The sequence below is a fragment of the Xanthobacter tagetidis genome (assembly GCF_003667445.1).
Lineage (GTDB): Bacteria > Pseudomonadota > Alphaproteobacteria > Rhizobiales > Xanthobacteraceae > Xanthobacter > Xanthobacter tagetidis.
Window position 1 is genome coordinate 299379 of the sequence record NZ_RCTF01000001.1, and the last position, 25303, is coordinate 324681.

22 protein-coding genes are annotated in these 25303 nt (G+C 71.4%); 10 read left to right on the forward strand and 12 right to left on the reverse strand.

What is annotated here, in order from left to right; genetic code table 11:
- Positions 1-6: 6 nt before the first annotated feature.
- A complete protein-coding gene (locus D9R14_RS01350; protein WP_121621488.1) occupies positions 7-762 on the forward strand; it encodes an SDR family oxidoreductase in 756 nt (251 codons plus the stop codon).
- A 9-nt stretch (positions 763-771) separates the two neighbouring features.
- On the opposite strand, the gene D9R14_RS01355 is transcribed toward D9R14_RS01350, so the two are convergent.
- Positions 772-2268 (reverse strand): TrkH family potassium uptake protein, encoded by a 1497-nt coding sequence (locus D9R14_RS01355; RefSeq protein ID WP_121621489.1) that lies wholly within the window; start codon positions 2266-2268, stop codon positions 772-774.
- A gap of 19 nt (positions 2269-2287) precedes the next feature.
- Positions 2288-2680, reverse strand: coding sequence for a Co2+/Mg2+ efflux facilitator ApaG/CorD (gene apaG / locus D9R14_RS01360; RefSeq protein ID WP_121621490.1), 393 nt, complete (start codon positions 2678-2680; stop codon positions 2288-2290).
- 230 nt (positions 2681-2910) lie between these two features.
- Here apaG and pdeM point away from each other — a divergent pair, with 230 nt between their 5' ends.
- On the forward strand, positions 2911-3624 hold the full coding sequence (gene pdeM / locus D9R14_RS01365; protein WP_121621491.1) for a ligase-associated DNA damage response endonuclease PdeM: 714 nt from the start codon (positions 2911-2913) through the stop codon (positions 3622-3624).
- 9 nt (positions 3625-3633) lie between these two features.
- On the opposite strand, the gene D9R14_RS01370 is transcribed toward pdeM, so the two are convergent.
- The 4 genes from D9R14_RS01370 to D9R14_RS01385 form a co-directional block, all read right to left on the reverse strand.
- Complete coding sequence (locus D9R14_RS01370) at positions 3634-4836, reverse strand: MFS transporter (RefSeq protein ID WP_121621492.1); 1203 nt, start codon at positions 4834-4836, stop codon at positions 3634-3636.
- A gap of 222 nt (positions 4837-5058) precedes the next feature.
- Entirely contained in the window at positions 5059-5634 is a 576-nt protein-coding gene (locus tag D9R14_RS01375; protein WP_121621493.1) for a Smr/MutS family protein, read from the reverse strand.
- The gene (mltA, locus tag D9R14_RS01380; protein ID WP_121621784.1) at positions 5631-6755 is read right to left on the reverse strand and encodes a murein transglycosylase A; all 1125 of its coding nucleotides are present in this window, start codon (positions 6753-6755) and stop codon (positions 5631-5633) included. The genes D9R14_RS01375 and mltA overlap by 4 nt, the downstream gene beginning before the upstream one ends.
- A gap of 200 nt (positions 6756-6955) precedes the next feature.
- Complete coding sequence (locus tag D9R14_RS01385) at positions 6956-7675, reverse strand: Tim44/TimA family putative adaptor protein (RefSeq protein WP_121621494.1); 720 nt, start codon at positions 7673-7675, stop codon at positions 6956-6958.
- Positions 7676-8130: 455 nt separating this feature from the next.
- Between D9R14_RS01385 and D9R14_RS01390 the strand changes: the two genes are divergently transcribed.
- The 3 genes from D9R14_RS01390 to D9R14_RS01400 are packed head-to-tail and all read left to right on the forward strand — an operon-like array spanning position 8131 to position 11096.
- Positions 8131-9096, forward strand: coding sequence for a tripartite tricarboxylate transporter substrate binding protein (locus tag D9R14_RS01390; protein ID WP_121621495.1), 966 nt, complete (start codon positions 8131-8133; stop codon positions 9094-9096).
- 42 nt (positions 9097-9138) lie between these two features.
- Positions 9139-9603 carry a tripartite tricarboxylate transporter TctB family protein gene (locus D9R14_RS01395; protein ID WP_121621496.1) on the forward strand — a complete coding sequence of 155 codons (465 nt, stop codon included), beginning with the start codon at positions 9139-9141 and terminating at the stop codon, positions 9601-9603.
- Positions 9603-11096, forward strand: coding sequence for a tripartite tricarboxylate transporter permease (locus D9R14_RS01400; protein ID WP_121621497.1), 1494 nt, complete (start codon positions 9603-9605; stop codon positions 11094-11096). The genes D9R14_RS01395 and D9R14_RS01400 overlap by 1 nt, the downstream gene beginning before the upstream one ends.
- Before the next feature lie 42 nt (positions 11097-11138).
- Here the strand turns inward: D9R14_RS01400 and D9R14_RS01405 are convergent, their stop codons facing one another.
- Positions 11139-14021, reverse strand: coding sequence for an EAL domain-containing protein (locus D9R14_RS01405; protein ID WP_121621785.1), 2883 nt, complete (start codon positions 14019-14021; stop codon positions 11139-11141).
- 606 nt (positions 14022-14627) lie between these two features.
- Between D9R14_RS01405 and D9R14_RS01410 the strand changes: the two genes are divergently transcribed.
- Together D9R14_RS01410 and D9R14_RS01415 are read left to right on the forward strand one after the other, a co-directional pair.
- Complete coding sequence (locus D9R14_RS01410) at positions 14628-14810, forward strand: DUF1192 domain-containing protein (protein WP_394010125.1); 183 nt, start codon at positions 14628-14630, stop codon at positions 14808-14810.
- A 322-nt stretch (positions 14811-15132) separates the two neighbouring features.
- A complete protein-coding gene (locus tag D9R14_RS01415; protein ID WP_147452923.1) occupies positions 15133-15606 on the forward strand; it encodes a hypothetical protein in 474 nt (157 codons plus the stop codon).
- 55 nt (positions 15607-15661) lie between these two features.
- On the opposite strand, the gene rpmE is transcribed toward D9R14_RS01415, so the two are convergent.
- Positions 15662-15886, reverse strand: coding sequence for a 50S ribosomal protein L31 (gene rpmE, locus D9R14_RS01420; protein ID WP_121621499.1), 225 nt, complete (start codon positions 15884-15886; stop codon positions 15662-15664).
- A 116-nt stretch (positions 15887-16002) separates the two neighbouring features.
- Here rpmE and D9R14_RS01425 point away from each other — a divergent pair, with 116 nt between their 5' ends.
- Positions 16003-17814: an ABC transporter transmembrane domain-containing protein gene (locus D9R14_RS01425; protein WP_394010210.1), complete on the forward strand. Its 1812-nt coding sequence runs from the start codon at positions 16003-16005 to the stop codon at positions 17812-17814.
- Between the two features lie 10 nt (positions 17815-17824).
- Here D9R14_RS01425 and D9R14_RS01430 read toward each other — a convergent pair whose 3' ends face one another.
- The 4 genes from D9R14_RS01430 to D9R14_RS01445 all read right to left on the reverse strand — a co-directional run bounded on the left by D9R14_RS01430 (position 17825) and on the right by D9R14_RS01445 (position 20881).
- On the reverse strand, positions 17825-18280 hold the full coding sequence (locus D9R14_RS01430; RefSeq protein WP_121621501.1) for a GNAT family N-acetyltransferase: 456 nt from the start codon (positions 18278-18280) through the stop codon (positions 17825-17827).
- A gap of 10 nt (positions 18281-18290) precedes the next feature.
- Positions 18291-18569, reverse strand: a complete 279-nt coding sequence (locus D9R14_RS01435; RefSeq protein ID WP_121621502.1) for a type II toxin-antitoxin system RelE/ParE family toxin — start codon at positions 18567-18569, stop codon at positions 18291-18293.
- A gap of 188 nt (positions 18570-18757) precedes the next feature.
- Entirely contained in the window at positions 18758-19780 is a 1023-nt protein-coding gene (locus tag D9R14_RS01440; protein WP_121621503.1) for a peptidoglycan -binding protein, read from the reverse strand.
- A 3-nt stretch (positions 19781-19783) separates the two neighbouring features.
- Positions 19784-20881 (reverse strand): flagellar motor protein MotA, encoded by a 1098-nt coding sequence (locus D9R14_RS01445; RefSeq protein ID WP_184759589.1) that lies wholly within the window; start codon positions 20879-20881, stop codon positions 19784-19786.
- A 358-nt stretch (positions 20882-21239) separates the two neighbouring features.
- Here D9R14_RS01445 and D9R14_RS01450 point away from each other — a divergent pair, with 358 nt between their 5' ends.
- On the forward strand, positions 21240-23702 hold the full coding sequence (locus tag D9R14_RS01450; protein WP_170168441.1) for a sensor histidine kinase: 2463 nt from the start codon (positions 21240-21242) through the stop codon (positions 23700-23702).
- On the forward strand, positions 23699-25300 hold the full coding sequence (tsaE, locus tag D9R14_RS01455; RefSeq protein WP_121621505.1) for a tRNA (adenosine(37)-N6)-threonylcarbamoyltransferase complex ATPase subunit type 1 TsaE: 1602 nt from the start codon (positions 23699-23701) through the stop codon (positions 25298-25300). The genes D9R14_RS01450 and tsaE overlap by 4 nt, the downstream gene beginning before the upstream one ends.
- Positions 25301-25303 lie beyond the last annotated feature (3 nt).

Consider the following 25303-nt stretch of genomic DNA (forward strand, 5'->3'; position numbering starts at 1 on the left):
CGCGTCATGTCCCATCCCTTCTCCCTGTCCGGGCAGACCGCCCTCGTCACCGGCTCGGCGGCCGGGCTCGGCTTCGAGATCGCCGCCGCGCTGGCGCAGGCGGGCGCGCACGTGCTGGTGAACGGGCGCGACCAAGGCCGCCTCGCCGCCGCCGCCACGGCCATCATCCGCAAAGGCGGCCATGCCGAGCCGTTCCTGCTCGACGTGTTCGACGCCGAGGCGGTGACGGCGCGCATGGCCTCGGCGCCGCCGATCCACATCCTCGTCAACAATGCCGGCGCGCGCGACCGGCGCGGCTTTCTCGACATGGAAACCGCGGATTTCCGCGCCCTGATCGAGCTCGACCTCATCGCGCCGGCGCACCTCACCCGCGCGGTGGCGCGAGCCATGGCGAAGCGCGGCGAGGGCGGGCGGATCATCAACATCACCTCCATTGCCGGCCCGCTCTCCCGCGCCGGCGATGCGGCCTACACCACGGCGAAAGGTGGATTGGAGGCGCTGACTCGGGCGCTCGCGGCGGACCTCGGGCCGCACGCCATCACTGTGAACGCCATCGCGCCCGGCTACTTCCTCACCGAACCCAATGCGGAACTCGCGCGCGACCAGGCGGTGGGCGAATGGCTCTCCCGGCGCACCTCGCTCGGGCGCTGGGGCCAGCCGGGCGAGATTGCCGGGGCGGCCGTGTTCCTCGCCTCGCCGGCCGCCTCCTACGTCACCGGCCATGTGCTGGCGGTGGACGGCGGCTATCTCGCGCACTTCTGAGGCGGCGCGTCAGCGGTTCCAGAAGCGCGGCAGCACCAGCACCAGGACGGTGAGGATTTCGAGCCGCCCCAGCATCATGGTGAGGGTGAGCAGCCAGATGGCCGCGTCCGGCAGGCTGCCGAAATTGGAGGCCGGCCCCACCACCGGGCCGAGCCCCGGCCCCACATTCGCAAGGCAGGCGATGGCCGCCGAGAAGGCGGTGACGATATCGAGCCCCATCAGATTGAGCCCGATGGCGGCCACCAGGAACGTGAAGATGAAGAGGAACACGAAGCCCAGCACCGAGGCCACCACGTCGTCCGCCACCGGCGCGCCGCCGTAGCGCACAGGGAAGACGCCGCTGCGGAACGAGACCCGCTTCAGGTGCTGCCGGATCGCCTTGCCGGTAATGGCGATGCGCATCGCCTTGAGCCCTCCGGAGGTCGACCCGGTGCAGCCGCCGAGGAACATCACGACGAAGAAGATGGCGTCCGACAGCGGGCCCCAATTGGTGTAGTCGACGGCCATCAGGCCGGTGGTGGTCATGAGCGAGACCACCGTGAACAGCGCCCCACGCAGCGCGGTCTCGCCGGAGGCGATGCCCTGGAACACCTGCTGAACGAACGACAGCGCGGTGAAGAACAGAATCAGGCCGAGGAACACCCGCACCTCGGAATGGGTGATGAAGCGCCGCGTGTCGCCGGAGAGCGCCCGCACATAGAGGGGAAACGGCAGCGCACCGACGATCATGAAGACGATGGCCACATAGTCCACCGCCGGATTCTTGAACACGCTCAGCGAATAGTCGGAATTGGCGAAGCCGCCGGTGGAGAGCGTCGACATGGCGAGCGTCACCGCGTCGAACGTCCCGAGCCCGGCCATGGCGTAGGCGACGGCGCACAGGAGCGTCAGCAGCAGATAGGCGGTCAGCAGCCCCTTGGCGACCGCGCCGGCCCGCGGCAGGAACTTGTCCGACTTGTCGGAGGATTCCATGCGGAACAGCTGCATGCCGCCGATGGAGAGCACCGGCAGCACGGCGATGGCGATGGCGATGATGCCGACCCCACCGAACCAGTGCAGCAGCGCCCGCCAGAGCAGGATGCCCGGCGCCTGGGCGTCGAGGCCGCTCATGGTGCTGGCCCCGGTGGTGGTGAGGCCGCTCATGGCCTCGAACACCGCCTTGGTGAAGGAGAGCTGCGAGGACCCCCACATGAGCGGCAGGGCCGCGAACAGCGCCAGGACGATCCAGACACTCGAGGTCAACAGGAAGGCCTGGCGAAGGTCGAGCTTCTGCACCTTGTGCTCGCGCCCCGACATCCACAGCAGGACGCCGACGAAGATGGTGACGGCCGCGGCGCCGATGAACGACTGGTGGCCGCCCGAGCGCGCGGCGAAGTCCACGAACGCGGGCAGCAGCATGCTGACGCCGAGGATGGCGAGCAGGATGCCGAGCGTCGCCGCGACCGGGCGCAGGTTCAGCGTCGACAGCGCCTGCGCCTCGACGGCCGGAAGGCGGGCGGTGTTCATGCTGCCCCGCTCCTCGATGTCAGTTGAGCACGCGACGCATGTCCGGCATGTCGAGCGAGAACGCCGGCACCTCCACCGAAAAGGCCTCGCCGCTTTCGGTGACCATGTCGTAGCGCCCGCTCATGATGCCGGTGGCGGTGGTGAGCGGCACCCCGCTGGTATATTCGAAACGCCCGCCCGGCGGCAGCACCGGCTGCTCGCCCACCACTCCCGGGCCGTGAACCTCTTCGGTGCGCCCGTTGGCGTCGGTGATGATCCAGTGGCGCGCCTTCAACTGCACGATCTCGGAACCGAGGTTGGTGACTTCGATGGTATAGGCCCAGAAATAGCGCCCCTGGTCCGGCTCCGAGCGCTCGGCCACGTAGCGCGGCGTCGCTGTCACCTGGATCTGGCGCGTGGTCGCCCGGTACATCCCTGCCTCACCCCCCTGGCACGTCCATGGCACGCGGACGTCCGGCCCGCGAGGGGACAGTGGACCGGCCTGCGCCCGGGTGCAATATGCCGGTGGCGACGACAAGGGACGGGTGTCCGAAAGGCACGGCCGGCCGGGCCGCCGGCGTGCCGGCTCCCGCGCGGCAGGCCGGCTCCGCGGCTCCCACAGCTCCGCTTGCTCCCTGCCGGCGGATCAGCACAATCGCCCCCATGCTCGCGCGCGCCGAATCACCTCCCGCTCCGCCCTGCGCCGCCGTCGAGGCGATCTGCGGGCGCGAGGCGCTGCTCGATCCCTCCGGCGCGCTGTTCCTGGTGGAGGAGCGGGCGCTGGTCGTGGCGGACATGCACCTGGAGAAGGGCTCCGCCTTCGCCCGGCGCGGGCAGATGCTGCCGCCCTATGACACTGCCGAGACGCTGGCGCGCCTCGCCACTCTCGTCGCCCGGTTCGGGCCGCGCCTCATCGTGGCGCTGGGCGACAGCCTGCATGACCGCTGGGGCGCCGAGCGCATCGGCGCGGAGGCGCGCGCGGCGCTCGCCGCGCTGCAGGCGGGCCGTGACTTCCTCTGGATCGCCGGCAACCACGACCCGGAGCCGCACGGGCTCGGCGGCGCCTGCGCGCCCGGTCTCGACATCGGCGGCGTGCGCCTGCGCCACGAGCCGGGCACCGGCCTCACGAGCGGGGCGGGCGAGATCTGCGGCCATCTCCACCCCGTCGCCCGCGTGGCGCGGCGCGGGCGCGCGCTCCGGCGGCGCTGCTTCGTGACCGACGGCGCGCGCATGGTATTGCCCGCCTTCGGCGCCTATGCGGGCGGCCTCGAAGTCTCCGCCCCGGCCATCGCCGGCCTGTTCGGGCGCGCGGGCTTCACCGCGCACCTTCTGGGCGAGGGCCGCACCTATCGGCTGACCTCCGACGCCTGCTTCTGAGCCGCGCCCTCAGCGCAGGCGCCACAGCACGGCGAGCAGGACCGCCGCCGTGACGGCGAGTCCCACCAGCGCCGCGAACACCGCATCCGCCCCGCCCGCCGCCAGCAGATAGGCGGCGACGGACGGCGAGAGCGCCTGCGCCAGGAGCGCCGGCCGCGCCAGCCGTCCGGACAGGACCGGGTAGCGCTCCGCCCCCAGCAGGGCGAGCGGCGCCGTGCCCTTGGCGATGGAGAAGATGCCGTTGCCGGCCCCATACGCCACCAGCGCCACCGCCACCACCGGGAAGCCGGCGGCGAGCAGGCCGACGCCGGTTCCCATGAACGCCACCGCGCCGGTCATGGTCCAGAGCGGGTGATGCCGCCCGCCGCTCGCCTGCTCCACCAGCCGGGCGAAGACCTGGGCGGGGCCGATCAGCGTGCCCGCTGCCACCGCGGCGGCGAGGGTGACGCCCTGCGCCTGGAGCAGCATCAGAAGCTGTATGGAGATGATGGCGGTGATGGTGCCGGTGGCGGTGATGATGCCGGCCAGCAGCAGGAAGCGGGTGCGCTCGGCGCCCACCAGCACCACCGTACGGCCCGCTTCCCCCCGCGCGCGCGGCGCCGGCTTCGGCAGCGGCGCGGGCAGCGCGAGGAACAGCAGCGGCATGCACACGCCAAGATGGATCGCGGCATAGGTGAGGCAGGTGCCGCGCCAGCCGAGATGCGCCTCCAGGAAGGCTGAGATCGGCCAGCAGACCGTGCTGGCGAAGCCGCCCCACAGGGTCAGCGCGGTGATGGCGCGCCGGGCGGCGGCGCCGTGGATGCGGCTCAGCGTGGCGAACGCCGCGTCGTAGAGGCACGCCGCCATGCCGGCGCCCATGACGCACCAGCCCAGGGCGAACACCGCAAGGTTCGGCGCCAGGCCGAGGGTCGCGAGGCCGAGCGCCAGCAGCCCGCAGCCCGCCGTCATCGCCGGCCGCCCGCCCCGCGCCCCGATCAGCACCCCGACCCGTGGCGCCGCCAGCGCCGCCACCAGGAGACCGAGCGACATGGCCCCCATGACCCATTGCAGCGGCCAGCCGGTATCGGCGGCGATGGCGGGGGCGAGCACGGCGAGCAGGTAATAGGACGAGCCCCAGGCGAGAATCTGCACCACGCCGAGCGCGGCGATGGTGCCCCGTCCGGCGCCGGGGACGGGCGCGAGCGGCGCGGCAGCGGGGGCGCTGCCGGTCATGGACGGCACGCGCCGGGCGATGGGTGGGGGAGTTCCTGCCGGAGTGCTCGGCGGGATATTTGGAGGGGAGCCCGGCAGCGCGCATCGCGCCTTCGCATCGCCTCCCGTCCCATGGTGCGCTCCCCCGCCAGATGCCCGATCGAAGTCCGGCTCTTAACAGCGATTCGCCAGCTTGCCGAGTGCGTTATCGGCAGACCTAGACGCCCCGCTGCGGCGCTCCGCTCATGCCTGCCGGCGGCGGATGCGCACATAGAGGGCGCCCTCGCCGCCATGGCGGCGCCCGGCTTCCTCGAAGCCCACCACGATCGCGCGCAGGTCCGGCTCGGCGAGCCAGAGCGGCACCGCGCGGCGCAGCACCCCGCGCGCGCCCTCATGGAGCCCGAGATCGGCGACGGCGGTGCCGCGCTCGCCCTTCCCGGTTATGACGAGCACCACGCTGAGCCCGCCGGCTTGGGCCTCCTGGAGGAACTGGCGCAGGCGCCGGTGGGCGGCGGCCTGGGAGAGCCCGTGCAGATCGAGCCGGGCATCCACCGCGGCGCCGCGCGCGAGGCGGCGCCGCGCCTTCGGCTCCAGCGCGGCGAGCGGCGGAACGGCGGGCGCGGGGACAGGCACGGACGACCGGCGGAGAGCCGTCCCGCGCGCCGGCGGTTCAGCCAGCGGCGGCGCGGGCTCCGGCTCCGGCGGCGAGGCATCGGCAGGGACGGGCTGCGGGCGCAGCGGCGTGACCGAGCGGGTCACCTGGTCCCACAGCGCCCGCTCCTTCTCGTCGAGCGTCCGGCGCCGCCCGCGCCGGCTCATCTCGGGGCGCCTGCGGCGGGGGGCGGGGCGAGGCGCGGCACCAGAAGCGTGAAGCCGCCGGGATGGCGGATGCGTCCGGCGCGGGAGCCCGCCTCCCGCCCCGCGCCGAGATAGAGGTCCGCCCGCGCCGGCCCGCGGATCGCCGAGCCGGTGTCCTGGGCGATCGTGAGATGGCGGAACGGCTCGGCGCTGCCCGGGGCCGACAGCGGCAGGTCGGCCTCCACGAACACGGGCGAGCCGTAGCTGTGCAGGTGCCGGTCCACGGCGATGGAGCGCCCCGCCGTCAGCGGCACGCCCTGCGCGCCCATGGCGCCCGCCTCCGGCGGCAGGTCCAGCGCCTTGAAGAACACGTAGGACGGGTTCTCGCGACGCAGCGCCCGCCCGGCCTCGGGGTCGGCCTCCATGAAGGCGCGGATGCGGTCCATGGACATCTCGTCCCGCGGCACGATCCCGCGCTCGATCAGCAGCCGGCCGACGGGCAGATAGCGGTGGCCGTTGAAGCCGTCATAATTGAGCTTCAGCACCCGGCCGTCCGGCAGGCGCACCCGGCCGGAGCCTTGGATCTGCATGAAGAACAGGTCAACCGGGTCCTTCAGGAAGACGATCTCCAGCCTTTGGCCGGCGAGCGCCCCGTCCTCGATGGCGGCGCGGTCGAAATAGGGCACGAGGCGGCCATCCACCCGCCGGCCCACGGGCCCGGAATTGGCGGTCGGGCTCTCCATCACGAGGTCGGGCGGCCGGGCGTGGACCGGCACGGAGAAGACCTCCGAGGGCGTGAGCGCGCCTTCGGTCTCCACCTCGTAATAGCCGGTGTAGAAGCCCTGCGCGCCGCCGTCCGGAACCACGCGGAAGGGCCGGAAATTGGCCTCGAAGAACAGCCGTGCCAGCGCGGGCGACGGCGTCGCCGGGCCGAGCCGGCGGGCGGCGGCGCAGGCCTGGGCCAGGCCCGCCTTCAGCGTCGGCACCGATCGGGGGCCGGCCTCCGGCAGGACGCGGCCCAAGGCGGCGCAGCTCTTCAGGAAGGTCACGAAGGCGGCAGCCGCGTCGTCCTCGGCCCATCCCCTGAGCGCGCCGTAGGCGACCGGGTCGAGCCGCGCCCCGGCAAGGGCGGGCGGCGGCATCACCGCCGGCGCGGGGGAGGACGCGGCGGGCGCCGCAGACAGGCACAGGCTGAAGCTCAGCGCGACCGCGCCGGCGGCGATGCCGGCGCGGCAGGCCCGAGATCCAGCGGACGCAAACGCAATGCGGCGGCGCCATCCGGCACCGCCGCGAAGAGAATGGATGATCGGCGCACCGCGCACCGCAGCCTCGCCTTCCCGCCTTACTGGGCGGCTTCGGTGGCCACCAGCTTCCAGTTGGGATCGCGGGCGCCGAGTTCGCGGGCGAAGGTCCACACGTCGGTCACGTCGGCCACGGTGTCGGGACTGCCGTCCACCACCGAGCCGTCGCGCGCCCGCGTCACCGAGATCAGCTTGGAGACGAAGCGCACCGTGAGCTGGGCGTTGCGCCCGCGCACCGTGGCGTCCTGCATCTCGGCGCGCTCGATGGAGACGAAGTGCGATTCCATGGTCTCGCCCCGGCTCTCGCGGTCGGCGATGGCGGCGACGAAGCCCTCATAGACGTCCTTCGCCAAAAGGTCCTTCAAGAGCTTGCGATCGCCGGCCGCGAACGCGGTGACGATCATCTCGTAGGCCGCCTTGGCGCCGGTCAGGAAGTGCTTGGCGTCGAAGTCGCTCTCCTGGCGGGCGATCTCGTCGAGCGCCGCGGCGATGGCGGTGCCCTCCTCGGTCACGCCCTCCCAGCGGAAGCCGGCGGGCTGCGGCTCGGCCTCCTCGGCACCGGGCGGGGGCGCCGCCGGGGTGCGCTCGGGCAGCGTCACCACGTTGCTTTCCGGCGCCGGCTGCGGCGGGCGCGCGGCGTCGCGCGAATAGGGATCATAGGGCGGCCGTTCGCGCCCGGTGCGCTGGCCGAGCACGCTGCGCAGCCGCACGAAGATGAACACGGCCAGAGCCAGAAAGATGATCGTGTAGATGTCGAGCACTGCGCTTCGCCATGCCTTGCGCCCCGGCGACCCCCGCCACCGGGACATCGTTGCCTCGTTAAAGGCCGGAGCCCCGCAGCCTCGCAAGGCGCGGAAACCGACCTCTCGAACCGGAAGACGCCGCGGCGGTCCATGCCGCATCCCGCGCCGCGCGCCCTCCCGACCTTCCGGATACGCACGCCGCGCCCATTGGGCGTCGCCTTCCGCGTATCCTGTCTTATCGCGTACGCCTTGTTACGGCGCACCTCGCTTTATGTACGTCGCCTGCGGCCGAGCGCCAGACCCAACCAGCGCGCAGCGCGCGTTTTCCGACACCTTACGGCAGGGGAAGGCGCCGCGCCACCTCCGCTCGCAGGCGCGAAGCGACCCGATTGACCGTCCCGGCGCCCTACCATACAGTTTATCAAAACGATTAGAATTCGGCCGCAGAGCCGTGCTCAGGGAGAAAACGCCACATGCGCCGCCTTCTTGCCGCGGGGCTCGCCCTCGCTTTTTCCGCGCTCGCAGCACCGGCCTCCGCCGCGGGATATCCGGACCGGCCCATCACCATGATCGTCCCGTGGGGCGCCGGCGGCGGCACCGACGCGGTGGCGCGCATCGTCGCATCCCTGCTGGAGCGCGACCTCGGCCAGCCCGTGGCGGTGGTGAACCGCACCGGCGGCCAGGGCGTGGTGGGCCACCAGGCGATCGCCGACGCGACGCCGGACGGCTACACGCTCGGCCTCATCACGGTGGAGATCGCCATGATGCACTGGGCCGGCCTCACCCCCCTCACCCCCGCCTCCTACACGCCGCTGGCGCTGATGAACGAGGACCCGGCCGGCGTGCAGGTGCGCACCGACGCGCCCTACAAGACGGCGCAGGAGCTGCTCGACGACATCAAGAAGAACCCCGGCAAGTTCAAGGCCTCCGGCACCGGCCAGGGTGGCATCTGGCACCTCGCGCTCGCCGGCATGCTCTCCTCGCTGAAGATGGACCCGGCGAGCGTGCCGTGGGTGCCCTCCAACGGCGCGGCGCCGGGCCTGCAGGATCTCGTCGCCGGCGGTGTCCAGGTGGTCACCTGCTCGCTGCCCGAGGCGCGCTCGCTGATCGACGCCGGCCGCGTCAAGAGCCTCGCCATCATGAGCCCCGAGCGCTCCAAGCTGATGCCCAACATCCCCACCCTCAAGGAGGCCACGGGTTCGGACTGGGCGATCGGCGCCTGGCGCGGCGTCGCCGCCCCCAAGGGCCTGCCGGCCGACGTGTCTACCAAGCTCCAGGCGGCGCTCAAGAAGGTCTATGAGAGCAAGGAATACCAGGACTTCCTGTCCGGCCGCGGCTTCGGCGGCAAGTATGCGGACGGTCCCGGCTTCGGCGCCTTCATGGCCGCGGCGGATGCCTCGCTCGGCAAGGTGATGAAGGAGGTGGGGCTCGCGAAGTAGCGCGCCGCCGCCACCCCTGCCCCACCCGCAAGAGACGGTGCCATGCGCGTCAGCGATCTCATCGTGGGCCTTCTGGTCCTCCTCGGCGCGGCGGCGCTCTATTCCGCCGCCTCCACCTTCCCGCCCATACCGGGTCAGCAGTACGGGGCCGACGTGTTCCCGACGCTGACCGCGGCGGGGCTCGCCGCCTGCGGCTTCATCCTGTGCGCCGGCGCGGTCCGGGCCGGGCCGTTCCCGCTCGCGCAGGCGACCTGGATCCGCGAGCCCGGCGCCCTGCCGCGTGCCCTCGCCACCATCGCGCTCACCGCCGCCTACCTGGTGCTGGCGCCTTTGCTCGGCTTCATCCCGGCGGCGAGCCTGGTGCTCGCCGGCCTGTTCCTGCTGGTCAGGGTGCCGCTCAAGGTGGCGGTGCCCGTGGCGCTCGCCACCGCGCTCTTGACCTGGTGGGCATTCGCCCACGGCCTGCGCGTGCCGCTGCCCCGCGGCTTCATCGAAGGGTATCTGTGATGGACGCCATCGAGGCCGGCATCGCCATGGTGATGCGGTGGGACGTGATTCTCACCATTCTGGCAGCCTCGGCATTCGGCATGGTGGTGGGCGCCATTCCCGGCCTCACCGCCACCATGGCGATCGCGCTCCTGGTGCCCATCACCTTCTTCATGGAGCCGCTGCCGGCGGTGGGCGCCATGATCGCCTGCTCGGCCATGGCGATCTTCGCCGGCGACATTCCCTCCACCCTCATGCGCATGCCCGGAACGCCGGCCTCCGCCGCCTATACGGAGGAATGCTACGCCATGACCCGCAAGGGCCAGGCGGAGGTGGCGCTTGGCGCCAACGTCCTGTTCTCGGCACTCGGCGGGCTGTTCGGCACCTTCATCCTCATCCTCGCCGCGCCGCTGCTCGCCGAGGTGGCGCTGGGCTTCTCCTCGTTCGAGTATTTCTGGCTGGCGCTGCTCGGGCTCGCCTGCGCCATCTTCATCGGTGCGGGTTCGCCGGTGAAGGGGCTCATCTCGCTGCTGCTGGGCCTGTTCATCGCCCAGGTGGGCATCGACAATCCGGGCGGTCTGCCGCGCTTCACCTTCGGCTCGACGGAGCTGCTCGGCGGCATCGACTTCATTCCCGCCATGATCGGCCTGTTCGCCATGTCGGAGGTGATCCGCACCATGGCCACCGGCGCCCGCGACTGGAACGTCAAGCAGGTCTCCATGGGCAACCCCCTGAAGGGCTGGGGCACCATGTTCGTGAAGTACTGGCCGCAGCAGATCCGCGGCAACCTCACGGGCACCGCCATCGGCATCCTGCCCGGCGCGGGGGCGGACATCGCCGCCTGGGTGTCCTACGCCACCAGCCGCAAGTTCTCGAAGCAGCCGGAAAAATTCGGCACCGGCCACGTGGAAGGCATCATCGAGAGCACCTCCTCCAACAATGCGGCGCTCGCGGGCGCCTGGGTGCCGGCGCTGGTGTTCGGCATTCCCGGCGACAGCATCACCGCGGTGGTGATCGGCGTGCTGTACCTCAAGGGCCTCAATCCCGGGCCGATGCTGTTCGTGAACAACCCGCAGACCATCTATGCGGTGTTCACCATCTTCATTCTCGCCAACCTGCTGATGATCCCGCTCGGCCTCCTGGCGCTGAAGGCGGGCACGGCGCTGCTGCGCTTCCCGCGCCGCATCCTGATCCCGATCATCCTCATGTTCTGCATCGTCGGCTCGTATGCGGTGAACAATTCCCCCTACGGCGTGGTGCTCATGCTGGTGTTCGGCGTGCTCGGCTTCCTGATGGAGGAGCACGAGATCCCGATCGCGCCGTGCGTGCTCGGCATCGTGCTCGGCAAGCTGCTGGAGGAGAGCTTCGTCACCTCCATGATCAAGGCGGACGGCGACCTGCTGGCCTTCTTCGAGCGGCCGATCTCCGGCACGCTCGGGGCGCTCACCATCCTGGTGTTCGTGTGGCCGATCTGGTCGTCCCTGCGGGCGCGACGGCAGCGCCGGGCAGCGTGAGGACCGGGACCGAGGCAGGAGGCGCGCCGCCGGCGCGCCGGACTATTCGGCCGCGGCCCGCCGCTTCTTGGCCTCCACCGGAGCCGGCTCGATCAAGGCGCGGCATTCCTCGGCGGTGAAGGGCTCGCCGAAGACCAGGCCCTGGGCGTATTCGCAGCCCAGCTCCGCCATTTCCACCGCTTCCTGCTCGCGCTCCAGGCCCGAGGCGATGACGTCCATGCCGAGGTCGTGGGCGAGGTCCACCAGCGAGCCGACGATCACCGGCCGCGCGGCCCGCGCCGGGCCCTTGGAGGTGTCGCGCACGAAGCGCTGGTCGATCTTGATGGCGTCCACCGGGAAGCGCTGCAGATAGGGCAGAGAGGAATAGCCGGCGCCGAAATCCGTCAAGCACAGCCCCGCGCCCAGCTCGCGCATGCGCGCCAGCACCACCGCGGCGTATTCCGGATTCTCCATCACCAGGCTCTCGGCCACCTCCAGCTTCAGCGAGCCCACCGCCACCGCGTTGCGGGCGAGCACCGACTTCAGATCCTGGATCAGATCGTGCCGCAGAAGCTGGCGCGAGGAGACGTTGACGTGCATGAACAAAGGCGGATCCACGCGCAGCATGCGCTGCCACTGGCCGAGCTGGCGCGCCGCCTTGTCGAGCACGAACAGGCCAAGGTCGAGCACCAGCCCGGTCTCCTCCGCAAGGCGCCAGAATTCGGAGGCCGCAAGCTCGCCGAGGCGCGGGTGGTTCCAGCGCACGAACGCCTCGAAGCCGCCGATCGCCCGGTCCTCCAGGCGCACCACGGGCTGGTAGCGCACCGTGATCTCGTTCTTCGAGAGCGCCTGGCGCAGCTCCGCTTCCAGCACCACGCGGTCGATCTTCTGCTGGCGCATGGCGGGGCGGAACACCTCGATGCGGTCGCCGCCGATGCGCTTGGCGTAATACATCGCCAGCTCGGCGTCCTTCAGCACCTCGTCGCGCTTGCCGACCTCGGGGCCGGAGAGCACGAGGCCGATGGAGGCGGTCACGAACACCTCCTTGTCGGCGAAGGTGATGGGCGCGCGCAGCGAGCGGCGCAGGGTGTCGGCGAAGGTGGTGATGCGCTCGGGGTCGCGCTCCGACATGAGGATGAGGCCGAACTGGTCGCCGGACATCCGGGCGAGCGTGTCCTGCGGCTTCATCAGGCGCATCAGGCGCCGCGCCACCGTCAGAAGGATGGAGTCGGCCATCGCCATGCCGACCTTGACGTTGACCTCCTTGAACCGGTCGAGGTCGATCACCATCACGGTCGGCTTCACCTTCTCGTCCAGCTTGGCGAAGGTGAGCGCCTGGCCCAGCCGGTCGAGGAACAGCTCGCCGTTGGGCAGGCCGGTGAGGTTGTCGCGCACCGCGTCGTGCAGCAGGCGTTCCGCGGCGATGCGCGCGCCGGTGACGTCGGTCAGCGTGCCGATGCAGCGCACCACCTCGCCGTCCGCGCCCACCACCGGGCGGGCCTTGAGGTTGAACGTGAGATAGTGCCCGTCGATGGCCCTCAGGCGGAAGTCCTGGTCGATGCGCCCGCGCCGCTGATCGATGATGCCGTCGAGCGTCGCCCGGAAGCGGTCGCGGTCGGCGGGGTGGAGCACCTCCAGCCAGCCCGCCGCCTCGGTCTCCAGCGAATGGCGCTTGAGGCCGAGCGCCTCCTCCGCCTCGGGCGATGTGTAGATGCGGTCCGTGTCGACGTCCCAGTCCCACACCATGAGGCCCGAGCCGGCGAGCGCCAGCGCGCGGCGCTCCAGTTCCGAGGCCGAGCCCTGCACCCCGCCGATGCCGGCGAACGCATGCTGCATCACCGTGAAGCCGATCAGCATGACGATCAGCACCAGGCCGCCGGAGAGCGCGGCCGCCGCCAGATCGTTGGTGACGAGGCCCGCCACGGTCAGCCCGGCCATCACGACCCAGACCACCAGAAGCGACCAGGTGGGAATGATGAGCACGGCGCGGTCGTAGCCGTGCTGGGAGAGCCAGACCACCACCGCGAGCCCGGCCACCGCGACCGCCAGCAGCGACAGGCGGGCGATGCCGGCGGCGACCGGCGCATCGAGGATGGCGAGCACCACCAGGGCCGCGAGGAAGGTCAGCCAGCCGGCCGCCACGTGCACGTAGCGCACGTGCCAGCGGTTGAGGTTGAGATAGGCGAACAGGAATACAAGCAGGGTCGCGGTCAGGATCGCCTCGCCGGCTGCGCGCCAGAACTGCTCGGCGATGGGCGACAGGCCGAACACCTTCGACCAGAAGGCGAAATCGAGGCCGATATAGCCGAGCACCGCCCAGGCCAGCGCCGCGGCCGCCGGGAACATCACCGAGCCCTTCACCACGAACAGGATGGTGAGGAACAGGGCGAGCAGGCCGGCGATGCCGATGACAATGCCGTGGTAGAGCGTGAAGGCGTTCACCCGGTCCTTGTAGGCGTCGGGCTTCCACATATAGAGCTGCGGCAGGTTCGGCCCGCCCAGCTCGGCGACGAAGGTGACGGTGGAGCCGGGATCGAGCGTGACCAGGAAGACGTCCGCGTCGGGCGAAGCCTGCCGCTCCGGCTTGAAGCCCTGGCTGGGGGTGAGCGAGACGAGGCGCCGGTTGCCGAGATCCGGCCAGAACAGGCCCGATCCCACCATCCGGTAGTAGGGCGCGACAATGAGGCGGTCCACCTGCTCGTCGGTGTTGTTGGAGAGCGCGAAGGCGATCCAGTCCACATGGTTTCGGCCGTCGGCACTGCGCACCTCGATGCGGCGCACGACGCCTTCCGAATCGGGGGCCGTGGAGAGCTGGATGCGGTCGCTGTCTGTGGTCTGGCGCTGAACCGCAGGCAGGAGATCGATCAGGTTCGCGTCGAGGCGAACGGCCACGGCATCCACGGCCCGGGCATCGCCGGGCGAGGCAAGCAAAGCGGCGATCGCCATCAGGACGACAAGGAAAACCTGCAAATCCGGGCCTCCGCACCCGCTGTCCGGACTGGCCGGACCAGTCTTGAAGCGCCAGGTTCGCCGCCTCGTCGGCGCCCGAAACCCGGCGGCCCCCACCTTTGCGAGGCCATCCGCCGTCATGGGCCGGATGGCCTGCCAGCGGACGGCGGCGCGGCCGAAGCCGCGCTTGCCGGCGCATTCGTCCGGCGGAAGCGAGTGCTCTATCGACGCCGTTGGACCGAAGCAAGGCAGCCGCCGCGCTGCGCCCGGCCTGCCCCGTCCGAGGGCGTCCTCCCCGCGCACAGGTCGCGGCACGGGGGTACTTGAACGGGCACCTTAAGCGGGACAAGCCCGCGCGGAAATCCCTTTTTCGCCTGACCTAGGAGCAGCCCCGCGGCATGAGCGACATTTGGGCATGGCCGCAGGGCGCCTGCCGCCGCCGGTTCACGAACCCGTGATAGACGCCCCCGCACCACGGCATCGTCCGGCGCCGGCGGAGGAGGTTTCTTCGCGGCCCCGGTCACGGCACAATGTCCGCCCCAGCGCCGTGTGAACGCCGGGCGAGGTCCCTCGCCTGCTGGGTCGGACATCAAGGAGACGATCGTGGAGGAAGACCGTCCCGCTGCAGCCCCCGCGCCGATCATCGGGGCGGACCTCTCGCGGCTCTCGGTGGCCGAGATCGAGGCCCGCATCGCCGAACTGAAGACGGAGATCGCCCGCCTGGAGGAGGCACTTTCCCGCAAGAAGGCATCGCTCGACGCCGCGAATGCGGCCTTCAAGTTCTGACGCGGCGCGAGAGCCGAAACTCTTCCGGCTGCGGCGGCAGCGCGGTACGGCATTTTGCGAGGGGCAGGGGTTTTATCCCCAAGCCGTTAATCTCCCGTTAATTTTCGCCGCACATAATCAACTTGTCCGTCGAAGGTGATTCTCCCGGACATCTGGCAACTCTCCCTGTCAGACTACAGAGCCGCCGCAAGGCGGCTCTTCTTTAAGCCCGCCCCCGCAATCCCCGCTATTTGCCAGCCGCCCGGCTTTACCCAGCCCCGGCCGCGGCGCATGTCTGTCCGGCGCCCACCGCCGCTGCGGGCGACAGGATTGGCGAAGGATCATGGGACGTTCCGGGCAGACACGGGAGACGGGGGATCGGCTGGCACGGCTCGTCACCGATGTGCTCGACGCTGCCGCCGAGGCGCGGCGGACGCTGGCGCGCATCTGCGCCCAGGCCGAGGAACAGACCACCGGCGGCGATCCCGCCGCATTCTCGCACGCCGCATTCTCACGCTTCGTGGAGGAAACCGCGCTCGCTGCCTTGCTGCTGCGGGCGGCGCGCGAGGGCGACCTCGGGGCGGACGCCGCCCGGCGCGAGATGGAGCGGCTTGGCCCCTGTCCGGCGGGCGCCGCGCAATGGCCCGCCGCGCTTCAGGCCGATGCCGCGCGGCTCGCCGGCCTGCGGCGCGCCCTCGCGGCCCAGGATGCGGAGGCTGCGGCCGACATCCTCCACGCTCCGGCCCAACGCAAAGAGCCGCGACGGCGGCCTTCCGGCCGCCCGCGGCTCCGACTGGTCGAAAGCGAGGGTCGCTAGCTCTGCGGCCGGCCTGCGGCGTGCGCGCGCATGGCGCGCCGGCCGGCCCGCGCGATCACTTCTTGAGAAGCGCGCCGAACTTGTTCTTGAAGCGCGAAACGCGGCCGCCGCGGTCCATGATCTGCTGGCTGCCGCCGGTCCATGCCGGATGGGTGCGCGGATCGATGTCGAGCTGAAGGGTGTCGCCCTCCTTGCCGTAGGTCGACCGGGTCGTGTACTCCGAGCCGTCCGTCATCACCACCTTGATGAAGTGATAGTCGGGATGGATGTCGCTCTTCATCGGTTCAATCCTTTTCGCCGCGTCGTGCCCCTTTACAGGGCGCCGCGACGCTCAATTTCGGTTCCTGCCGGAAGTGGCGGGTCTATAGCCGAGTGCATGCTTTGACACAAGCCGGCCTGACCACCGATCTCGCGCCCGCCGCGCGCGACCCCGAAACACCTGTTCCCGCAACGCCCAAGGCGCGGCGCGACCTGAAGCCGCTCGCCGGCCTGTGGCCCTACGTGTCGCGCTGCCGCGGCCGTATGCTGGCCGCGCTCGCTGCGATCCTGACGGCAGCGCTCGCCACGCTCGCTTTGCCGGTCGCGGTGCGGCGGATGATCGATTTCGGGTTCGCCGTCGACCACCAGGGCATGATCGACCGGTATTTCGCCGTGCTGGTGGCGGTCGTGGCGGTGCTCGCCGCGGCCTCGGCCGCCCGCTACTACCTCGTTACAACCCTGGGTGAGCGCGTGGTGGCGGACCTGCGCACCGCGGTGTTCGCGCGCCTCGTCTCGCTGGACGGCGCCTTCTACGACCAGGCGCGCACCGGCGAACTCACCTCGCGTCTCACCGCCGACACCACGCAGATCAAGTCGGCGGTCGGCGCCTCGGCCTCCACCGCCTTGCGCAACCTCGTCTTGTGCCTCGGCGGGGTGGCGATGATGGTGGTGACGAGCCCGCGTTTGTCGGGCCTCGTTCTGGTGGCGATCCCGATCATCGTCCTGCCGCTGATGGCCTCGGGCCGCAAGGTGCGCCGCCTCTCGCGCCTCGCCCAGGACACGCTGGCCGACGCCTCGGCCTATGCGTCGGAGGCGGTCTCCGCCATGCGCGCACTCCAGTCGTCCAGCGCCGAGGGCGCGGCCCGCGCCCGCTTCGAGGGCGAGGTGGAGCGCGCCTACGGCGCCGCGCTCGCGGCCTCGCGCTCGCGCGCCTGGCTCACCGGCATCGCCATCTTCCTGGTGTTCGCCAGCATCGTCGCGGTGCTGTGGGCGGGCGCCCAGTCGGTGCTCAACGGCACCATGACCTCGGGCGAGCTGTCGCAGTTCGTGCTCTATGCGGTGCTCTCCGCCGCCTCGCTCGGCAATCTGTCGGAGACTTGGGGCGAGGTCTCCGCCGCCGCCGGCGCCGCCGAGCGCATCGGCGAGCTGCTCAAGACCGAGCCTCAGGTAAAGGCGCCGGAGCGCCCGCTCGCTTTGCCCGCCCGGATCTCGGGCGCCATCCGCTTCGACGAGGTGAGCTTCTCCTACCCCACCCGCCCGGACGCGCGGGCGCTGCACGGCGTCTCGTTCGCGATCCGCCCGGGCGAGCGCGTGGCGCTGGTCGGCCCCTCGGGCGGCGGCAAGAGCACGGTGTTCCAGCTCCTGGAGCGCTTCTACGACCCGCAAGGGGGCCGCATCCTGCTCGGCGACGACGACATCCGCCTGTGCGACCCGGAGGCGGTGCGCCGCCAGATGGCGATGGTGCCCCAGGAGGCGGTGATCTTCGCCGACACCGTGCGTGGCAACATCCGCCTCGGCCGCCCGGACGCCACGGACGCCGAAGTGGAAGCGGCAGGGCGCGCCGCGCTGGTGGACGAGTTCACGCAGAAGCTGCCCGAAGGCTGGGACACGCCGGTGGGAGAGCGCGGCGTGACGCTTTCCGGCGGCCAGCGCCAGCGCATCGTCATCGCCCGTGCCATCCTGAGGGAAGCACCGATCCTGCTGCTCGACGAGGCGACGAGCGCCCTCGACGCGGAGAGCGAGAAGCTGGTGCAGACCGCGCTGGAGCATTCCATGGCCGGGCGCACCAGCCTCGTCATCGCCCACCGGCTCGCCACGGTCCTGTCCGCCGACCGCATCCTGGTGATGGAGGATGGGCGCATCGTCGACGAGGGCACCCACTCGGAACTGGTGGCGAAGGGCGGGCTCTATGCCCGCCTCGCCACGCTCCAGTTCAATCAGGGAAACTGAGCGAACGGGATCAGGCGGGCCGCCATTCCATCCGGAAGGTGCGCCGGCCGGAGAGCGGGTTTGCGCCCTCGGCGACGATGGCGAGGCCGATCTTCTGGTAGAAACGCACCGCGCGCGGATTGTCCTGGTTCACGTCGAGCGCGACCAGGGTGGGCGAGATCGCCCGCGCCTCATCCATCAGCGCCTCGGCGGCGCCCTGCCCCCAGAAGCCGGGTCCGACCACGAGCTGGTCGAGATAGCCGGTGCCGGGATGGATCACGACGAAGCCGGCGAGCACGGCCGTCGCCGCCTCTCGCGCGACGCGCACCCGCGCCCCACCCGCCGCGAGCTGTGCCAGATGGTCCATGATCCATGGCCGGCGCGCCTCGAAGTCGATCTCCGGCATGGCCCTGGCCCAGCTCGCGACCCACAGGTCGATCATCTGCGGCAGGAGCTCGGGCGCGGCGTCGTCAAGGGCGTAGGTCATGGCGATCGGCTCAGTGTCGGCGGGATGTGTGCCGCACATGGAGGGTGGTGACGGCGTCCGGCCGCGACAGATAGAAGACCCGGAACGACCGACGCGGCACGGACAGGACCAGCACGCCGGGCGCGTCCGTTTGGCGCCCGCTCTCCGGGTGGTCCGCCAGTATTGCGACGGCGCGCTCGATGTCGGCCACCACGCGCCGCGCGGCCGGCGGACGTTCCCTCGCTATGAAATCGAGGATGGCGCGCAGGTCTGCCGCCGCCCTGGGGCTGAAGAGCAGCTGGCGCGCCACGCGTCGTCACCGATGGCGTGTCATGCGGTACAACGCTCGAAAAGCGCACGTATCTCGGCGTCCGCGACCGAGTCACCGGCCTCGACCTGGACCTTCTGCGGGACAGTCCGGAAGGCGATCCAGCAGGAGTTGCAGCCTCTTGTCCATCCTTCAATCCTAGCGCCGCCGAGGGGGCGGCGGAAGGCCCCTCACCGCTCGGTCAGCTTCAGCTCGATGCGGCGGTTGCGGGCGCGCGCTTCGTCGGAGGTGCCGGTGTCGAGGGGCTGGAATTCGCCGAAGCCGGCGGCGATCAGGTGGCGCGGGCTCACGCCGCGGCTGATGAGATACTGCACCACGGCGATGGCGCGCGCCGCCGACAGCTCCCAGTTGGAGGGGAATTGCGCGGTGGCGATGGGCCGGTTGTCGGTGTGCCCGTCGATGCGCAGCGCCCAGTCGATGTCGGGCGGGATGTTCTTCTCCAGTTCCAGGATTGCCGAGGCGAGCTTGTCGAGCTGAGGCAGAGCCTCGGCCTTGGGCACCGCCGAGCCGGGATCGAAGAACACCTCCGACTGGAACACGAAGCGGTCGCCCACCACGCGGATGTCCGGCCGGTTGCCGAGGATGTCGCGCAGGCGACCGAAGAATTCGGAGCGGAAGCGGGTCAGCTCCTGCACCCGCTGGGCCAGGGCCACATTGAGGCGCCGGCCGAGGTCGGCGATCCGTGCCTGGCTCTCCTGGTCGCGCTTCTCGGAGACGCCCAGCGCCTCCTCCAGGGCCGCCATCTGCCGGCGCAGCGCGGCGATCTGCTGGTTGAGGAGGGAGATCTGGTCCGCCGCGCGGGCGGCGGCGTCGAGCCCGGCGTCGCGCTCGCGCTTGAGCGCGTCCTCGCGGCTGGCATCGGGGGCGGCCGGCGCGCTCGCCTGGGCGCGCTGGAGCGTGTCGCGCTCGGCCTGCGCCGCGTCAAGGCCAGCGCGCAGGGCGGACAGCTCGCCCTCCATATTCTGCCCGCTCGCCCGTTCCAGCGAGAGCAGCTCGGTCAGCTGGCGGATCTGCGCCTGGAGGCGCTGCATCACGTTGTCTTTGCCCGACATCTCCTGGGTCAGGAAGAACTGCGTGAGCATGAACACCGACAGCAGGAAGATGAACACCAGGAGCAGCGTGGACAAGGCGTCCACGAACCCCGGCCAGTAGTCGATGCCGCGCTCGCGCGCGCCGCGCCGTCCGAGGGCCATGGGTCAGCCCCTCCGCCGCGCTTCCGCCGAGGCGGCGTCGATGCGCTCGACGAGGCGGCGCACCTCCTCCTGCTGGCTGCCCTGAGCCTCGATCATCTGCTTCAGAAGCGCCTGTTCGGAACGCATGTGGGTGACGAGGCCCTGGAGGCTCTCGGCCAGCTGCGCCATGGCGGTGGTGACGCGCTGGGAGCCGGCCTCCGTCATGGTCTTCTCCAGCCGGCCCATGGCGGCGATCAGCGGGTCCATGTCGATCGGCGACGGCGGCGGCAGAAGGGCGAAGGGCGGCGGCGCGGGCGGGCTTGCGGGCACGGCGGCCCGCTCGGCCGCGGGCGGCAGGCGCTCCGGCGCGCGCGCCGCCTCGCGGGCAGGCAACGGCGCCTGGTCGAGATCGCGCACGGTGGTGGAGAGCCAATCCTCGAGGTCGGTGTAGAAGCGGTTCTGCGCCTGGCCCGCCTGCAGGTCCAGGAAGCCCAGCACCAGCGAGCCGGACAGGCCGAACAGCGAGGACGAGAAGGCGATGCCCATGCCGCCGAGCGGCGCGGCGAGGCCGGTCTTCAGGTCCTCGAACACCGAGCCGGAATCCGGCCCCACCTGGAGCGCGCCGATCACCGAGCTGATGGAGGAGACGGTCTCCAGCAGGCCCCAGAAAGTGCCGAGCAGGCCGAGAAACACCAGAAGGCCGGTGAGGTAGCGCGCCAGCTCCCGGCTCTCGTCGAGGCGGGTGCCGATGGAATCGAGGATCGAGCGCATGGTCGCCTGCGAGATCGCCATGCGGCCGATCCTGTCGCCGAGCAGCGAGGCCATGGGCGCGAGCAGGGTCGGCGGGCGCGAGACGGCAAGTCCCGGATCGGCGAGGCGGAAGGAGTTCACCCAATCAACTTCCGGAAACAGCCGCGCCACCTGCCGGATGGCGAGGATGATGCCCACCGCCAGCACGCCGAAGATCACCCCGTTGAGCCCGGGATTGTTCATGAAGGCTTCGAGGATCTGCCGGTGCAGCACCGCGGCCAGCGCCGCGCACAGCAGCAGAAAGACGATGATGCGGACGAGGAAGATGCGGGGGGACGACACCTTCAGATATGGATCCACCACGCGCGCCATGGGCCTGCCCCGCTTTCCCTGGATTGCGATTCGCGCCCTGGATTGCGATTCGCGCCGATCCGGCGATCAGCGCCGGTGAACCGCCATTCGAGGCGAAGTCGCCGCCGAATGCGCCGCCGACTATGGCACACCATACCTCAAATGGAACCGCGCCGGGCCACAGGACGATGACATTGGCCGCTCGCGGGCGGCCCTGGCGGCCACGCTCGTGTTCCGCCGGCGCCGCCCTGCGGCCGCGCAAGCGATGCTGCGCCCCTTCAATGCCGGCGGGGGCTCCGTTACAGTCGTTTTGTGATTCGCGGGTGCCGCCGGCGCCCCCGCCGTCGAGGAAAGGATACCCGGTCTGATGGCGGGGCGCATGCGGCAACCGCGCTGCCGGAACACCGGCCCGGACACCGGCCGGAACAACCGGGCCGCTCCCTCCTTCGCCGGTGGCGTCCTCGCGGCTCTTGCCGCGACACCAGCCGCCGCGGCCATCCCCGGCGTTCCCGGCGAACTCGTTTCCCAGTGGCTGCCCTGGCTCGCCGCCGGTGCCGGAGCGCTGGCCGGTCTCGGCGCGCTTGGCGTGCGCCGCAAGAGCCGGCAGGTGCAAGCGCGGGCCGAGGCGCAGGCGCGTGCGGACGCCGCCGCCGCGGCGCGCGCCCGGGCCCAGCTCCGCACGCTCAAGGCCCTGCTCTCGGGCGACGCGCCCCACGCCGTGGTGTGGTCGGCACGGGACGAGGCGCCCGAAGGCCTCGGCTTGCCGGAACCGTCCTTCGCCTCCCTCCTCGGACCCGAGGGCGCGGCGGAGGCGGACGCGGTCCTCGCGGCCCTGCGCGCCGCGGCCGATCCGACCCATGTCGCGCGCACCCTCGCGGCGGCGGACGGCCGCGGCCTGATGCTGGAGGGCCACGCGCTCGGCGGGGCCGGCATGCTGCTGCTGCGCGGCCTCGCCCATGCCGATGCCGGCCCGTCCGACCCGGCGCTGGAGATGCTGCTCGACGTGGTGCCCACGCCGGTCTGGCAGCGCCGCCCGGACGGCACGCTGGCCTACGGCAACGCGGCCTTCCTGCGCACGGCCGGCGCCGCCACGCTCGACGAGGCGCGGAACGCCGGCCTCGACCTGCTCGACGCCAAGGCCCGCGCCGCGGCCGTCGAGGCGACACGGGACACGAGCGTTTTCCGCGGCCGGGTGAAGGTGGTGGCGGAAGGCCGGCGCTGCCAGTTCGACGTGGTGGAGATGTCCGGTCCGTTCGGCACCGCGGGCTGCGCCATCGACGTGACCGAGGCGGAGGCCGCCCGCGCCGAGACCGCGCGCACCATCGCCGCGCACCGCCGCACGCTCGACCAGCTGACCACGGCGGTGGCGATCTTCGGCCCTGACGCCCGCCTCGTATTCCACAACGCCGCCTATGAGCGCCTGTTCGACCTGCCCCCCGCCTTCCTCGACCAGCGGCCCTCGGACGGCGAGATTCTGGAGGATCTGAGGGTCCGGCGGAAGGTGCCGGAGCAGGCGAACTTCCGCGCCTGGCGCGCCGAGCTGAAGGACGCCTACCGCGCCATCGAGCCGATCAACGACTTCTGGCACCTGCCCGGCGGACAGATGCTGCGCGTGGTCATCACCCCCAACGCCGAGGGCGGCGTCACCTATCTGTTCGACGACCTTTCCGAGCACATGGCGCTGGAGAGCCGCTACAACAGCCTCATCCGCATCCAGGGCGAGACCCTCGACGGCCTCGCGGAAGCCGTGGCGGTGTTCGGCTCGGACGGGCGGCTCGACCTCTACAACGTGGCGTTCATGACGCTCTGGTCGCTGGATGCCCAGGTGCTGGGGGACAAGCCCCACATCGACGCGGTGGCCGCTTTGTGCCGGCCGCTGCACGGGGAGAGCCAGGCCTTCTCGCGCATTCGCGGCGTCGTCACGGCCATCGAGCGGCGCGAGCCGCTGAGCTTCCGCATCGAGCGCCCCGATGCCCGCGTGCTGGACGGCAGCGCCCAGCCGCTGCCGGACGGCGGCACCATGGTCACCTTCCGCGACGTGACCGACAGCGCGCAGATCGAGCGCGCCCGCGCCGAGCGCGAGCGGGCGCTGGTGGAGCGCAACGAGGCGCTGGAGGCGGCGGACAAGCTGAAGAATGCCTTCGTCGGCCACGTCTCCTACCACCTGCGCACGCCGCTCAACACGCTGGTGGGCTATGCCGACATGCTGCGCGAGGGCATCGCCGGCCCGCTCAGCACGCGCCAGCGCGACTATCTCGACCACATGCGCCAGTCCTCGGACGCGCTGCGGGCGCTGATCGACGATTTGATCGACCTCGCCGCCATCGATGCCGGAGCCATGGAGCTGGACTTCGCCGAGGTGGACGTGGCCGAGGCCCTTGCCGGCGCCGCCGATGCGGTGAGCGGGCTCGCGGCTGAGGCCAAGGTGCGCCTCGTGGTGACGGCGCCCGCCGACGCCGGCCGCTTCACGGCCGATGCCCGGCGCGTGCGCCAGATCCTGTTCAACCTGCTCTCCAACGCCATCGCCGTCTCGCCCGAGGGCGCGGCCGTGACGCTCGCCGCCGAGCGCCGGCCGGACGGCCTCGTGCTCAGCGTGCGCGACGAGGGGCCGGGCGTGCCGTCCGAGGTGGCGAAGACGCTCTTCGACCGCTTCGAGAGCCGCAGCGCCGGTCCGCGCCACCGGGGGGTGGGGCTGGGCCTCGCCATCGTGCGCTCGTTCGTGGAACTGCACGGCGGAGCGGTCAGCGTGAAGGCCGCGGGCGGGCGCGGCACGCTCGCCACCTGCCTGTTTCCCGATCGCGGCGCGCTGCGCACCGACACCGCGGGAGAGGCGGCGGAATGAGCATGCGCTTCCACCGTGTCCAAGGCCGGCCCAACGCATTCGAGGTGGACCTGCCGGACCTTCCGGCGGTCGCCCGCCTGGGCGAGGCCCTCGCCGCCTGGTTCGGGGTGAAGGACACGCTCACGCTCTCCGGCGACCTCGGCGCCGGCAAGACGGAGCTGGCGCGGGCCATCGTGCGCGCATTCGCGGGCGAGCGCTTCCTGGAGGTCCCGAGCCCGACCTTCCCGATCATCCTCAGCTACGACCTGCCGCGCGGCCGCTTGGTGCATGCCGACCTCTACCGCATCTCGTCGGACGAGGAGCTGGACGAGATCGGCTGGGACGAGATCGGCGACGATGCCTTTCTCCTGGTGGAATGGTCCGACCGCGCTGGCGGCCGGCTGGCGCCCGAGCGGCTCGACATCGCCCTCGTGCCGGCGCTCGATCTCGGTCCGGAGGCGCGGCGGGCGCACCTCACCGGACATGGCGCCTTCGGCGAGCGCCTGCACCGGCTCGCCATCGCCGACGAACTGGTGCAGGCGAGCGGCTTCGGCGCGGCCGACTGGCGCTTCCTGCAGGGCGACGCCTCGGCGCGCTCCTACACCCGGCTGGTGCTGCCGGACCGCAGCGCCATCCTCATGAACGCCCCCCAGCGGCCGGACGGCCCGCCGGTGGCGCGCGGCCTGTCCTACAGCCGGCTGGTCCACCTGGCCGAGGACGTGAAGCCGTTCGTCGCCATGGACCGAGCGCTGATCGCCCAGGGCCTTTCCGCGCCCGCCATGGAAGCGGCGGACCTCGATGCCGGGCTGCTGGTGATCGAGGACCTCGGGCGCACAGGCGTTGTGGCCGGCACCCCGCCCGCGCCCATCAAGGAGCGCTACGAGGCCGCCATCGAGCTCCTGGCGGAGCTGCACGGGCGGGTCCTGCCCGACCTGCTGCCTGTGGCGCCGCGCATCGACCATGCGCTCGCGTCCTATGACAAGGACGCCTTCCTCGCCGAGCTGGACCTGATGCTCGACTGGTACCTGCCCGCCCGCGGCATGCCGGCGGACGCGGTGGTGCGCGAGGAATTCCGCCTGCTCTGGCGCAACACGCTGTCACCGGTTCTGGCCGAGCCGAAGACCTGGGTGCTGCGCGACTACCACTCCCCGAACCTGATCTGGATGGACGAGCGCGAGGGCCTGCGCAAGGTGGGCCTGATCGACTTCCAGGACGCGGTGCTCGGTCCGGCCGCCTATGACGTGGTCTCCCTCACGCAGGACGCGCGCGTCGACGTGCCCGAGGCGCTGGAACTGCATCTCGTCAGCCACTACGTGAAGCAGCGCCGCGCCCAGGACCCCAACTTCGACACCCGCGGCTTCGCCCGCTCCTACGCCACCATGGGGGCGCAGCGGGCGAGCAAGATCCTCGGCATCTTCACCCGGCTTGATCGGCGCGACGGGAAGCCCCATTACCTGAAGCACCTGCCGCGCATCCGGCGCTATCTGGCGCGCAGCCTCGGCCACCCGGAGCTCAGGTCGCTGAAGACCTGGTACGAGGCCGTGCTGCCCGCGAAGGACCTCGCCCGGAACGGCGGCGAGGACGGCACGAGCGACAAAGGCAAAGACCCGAGCCAGTGAGGG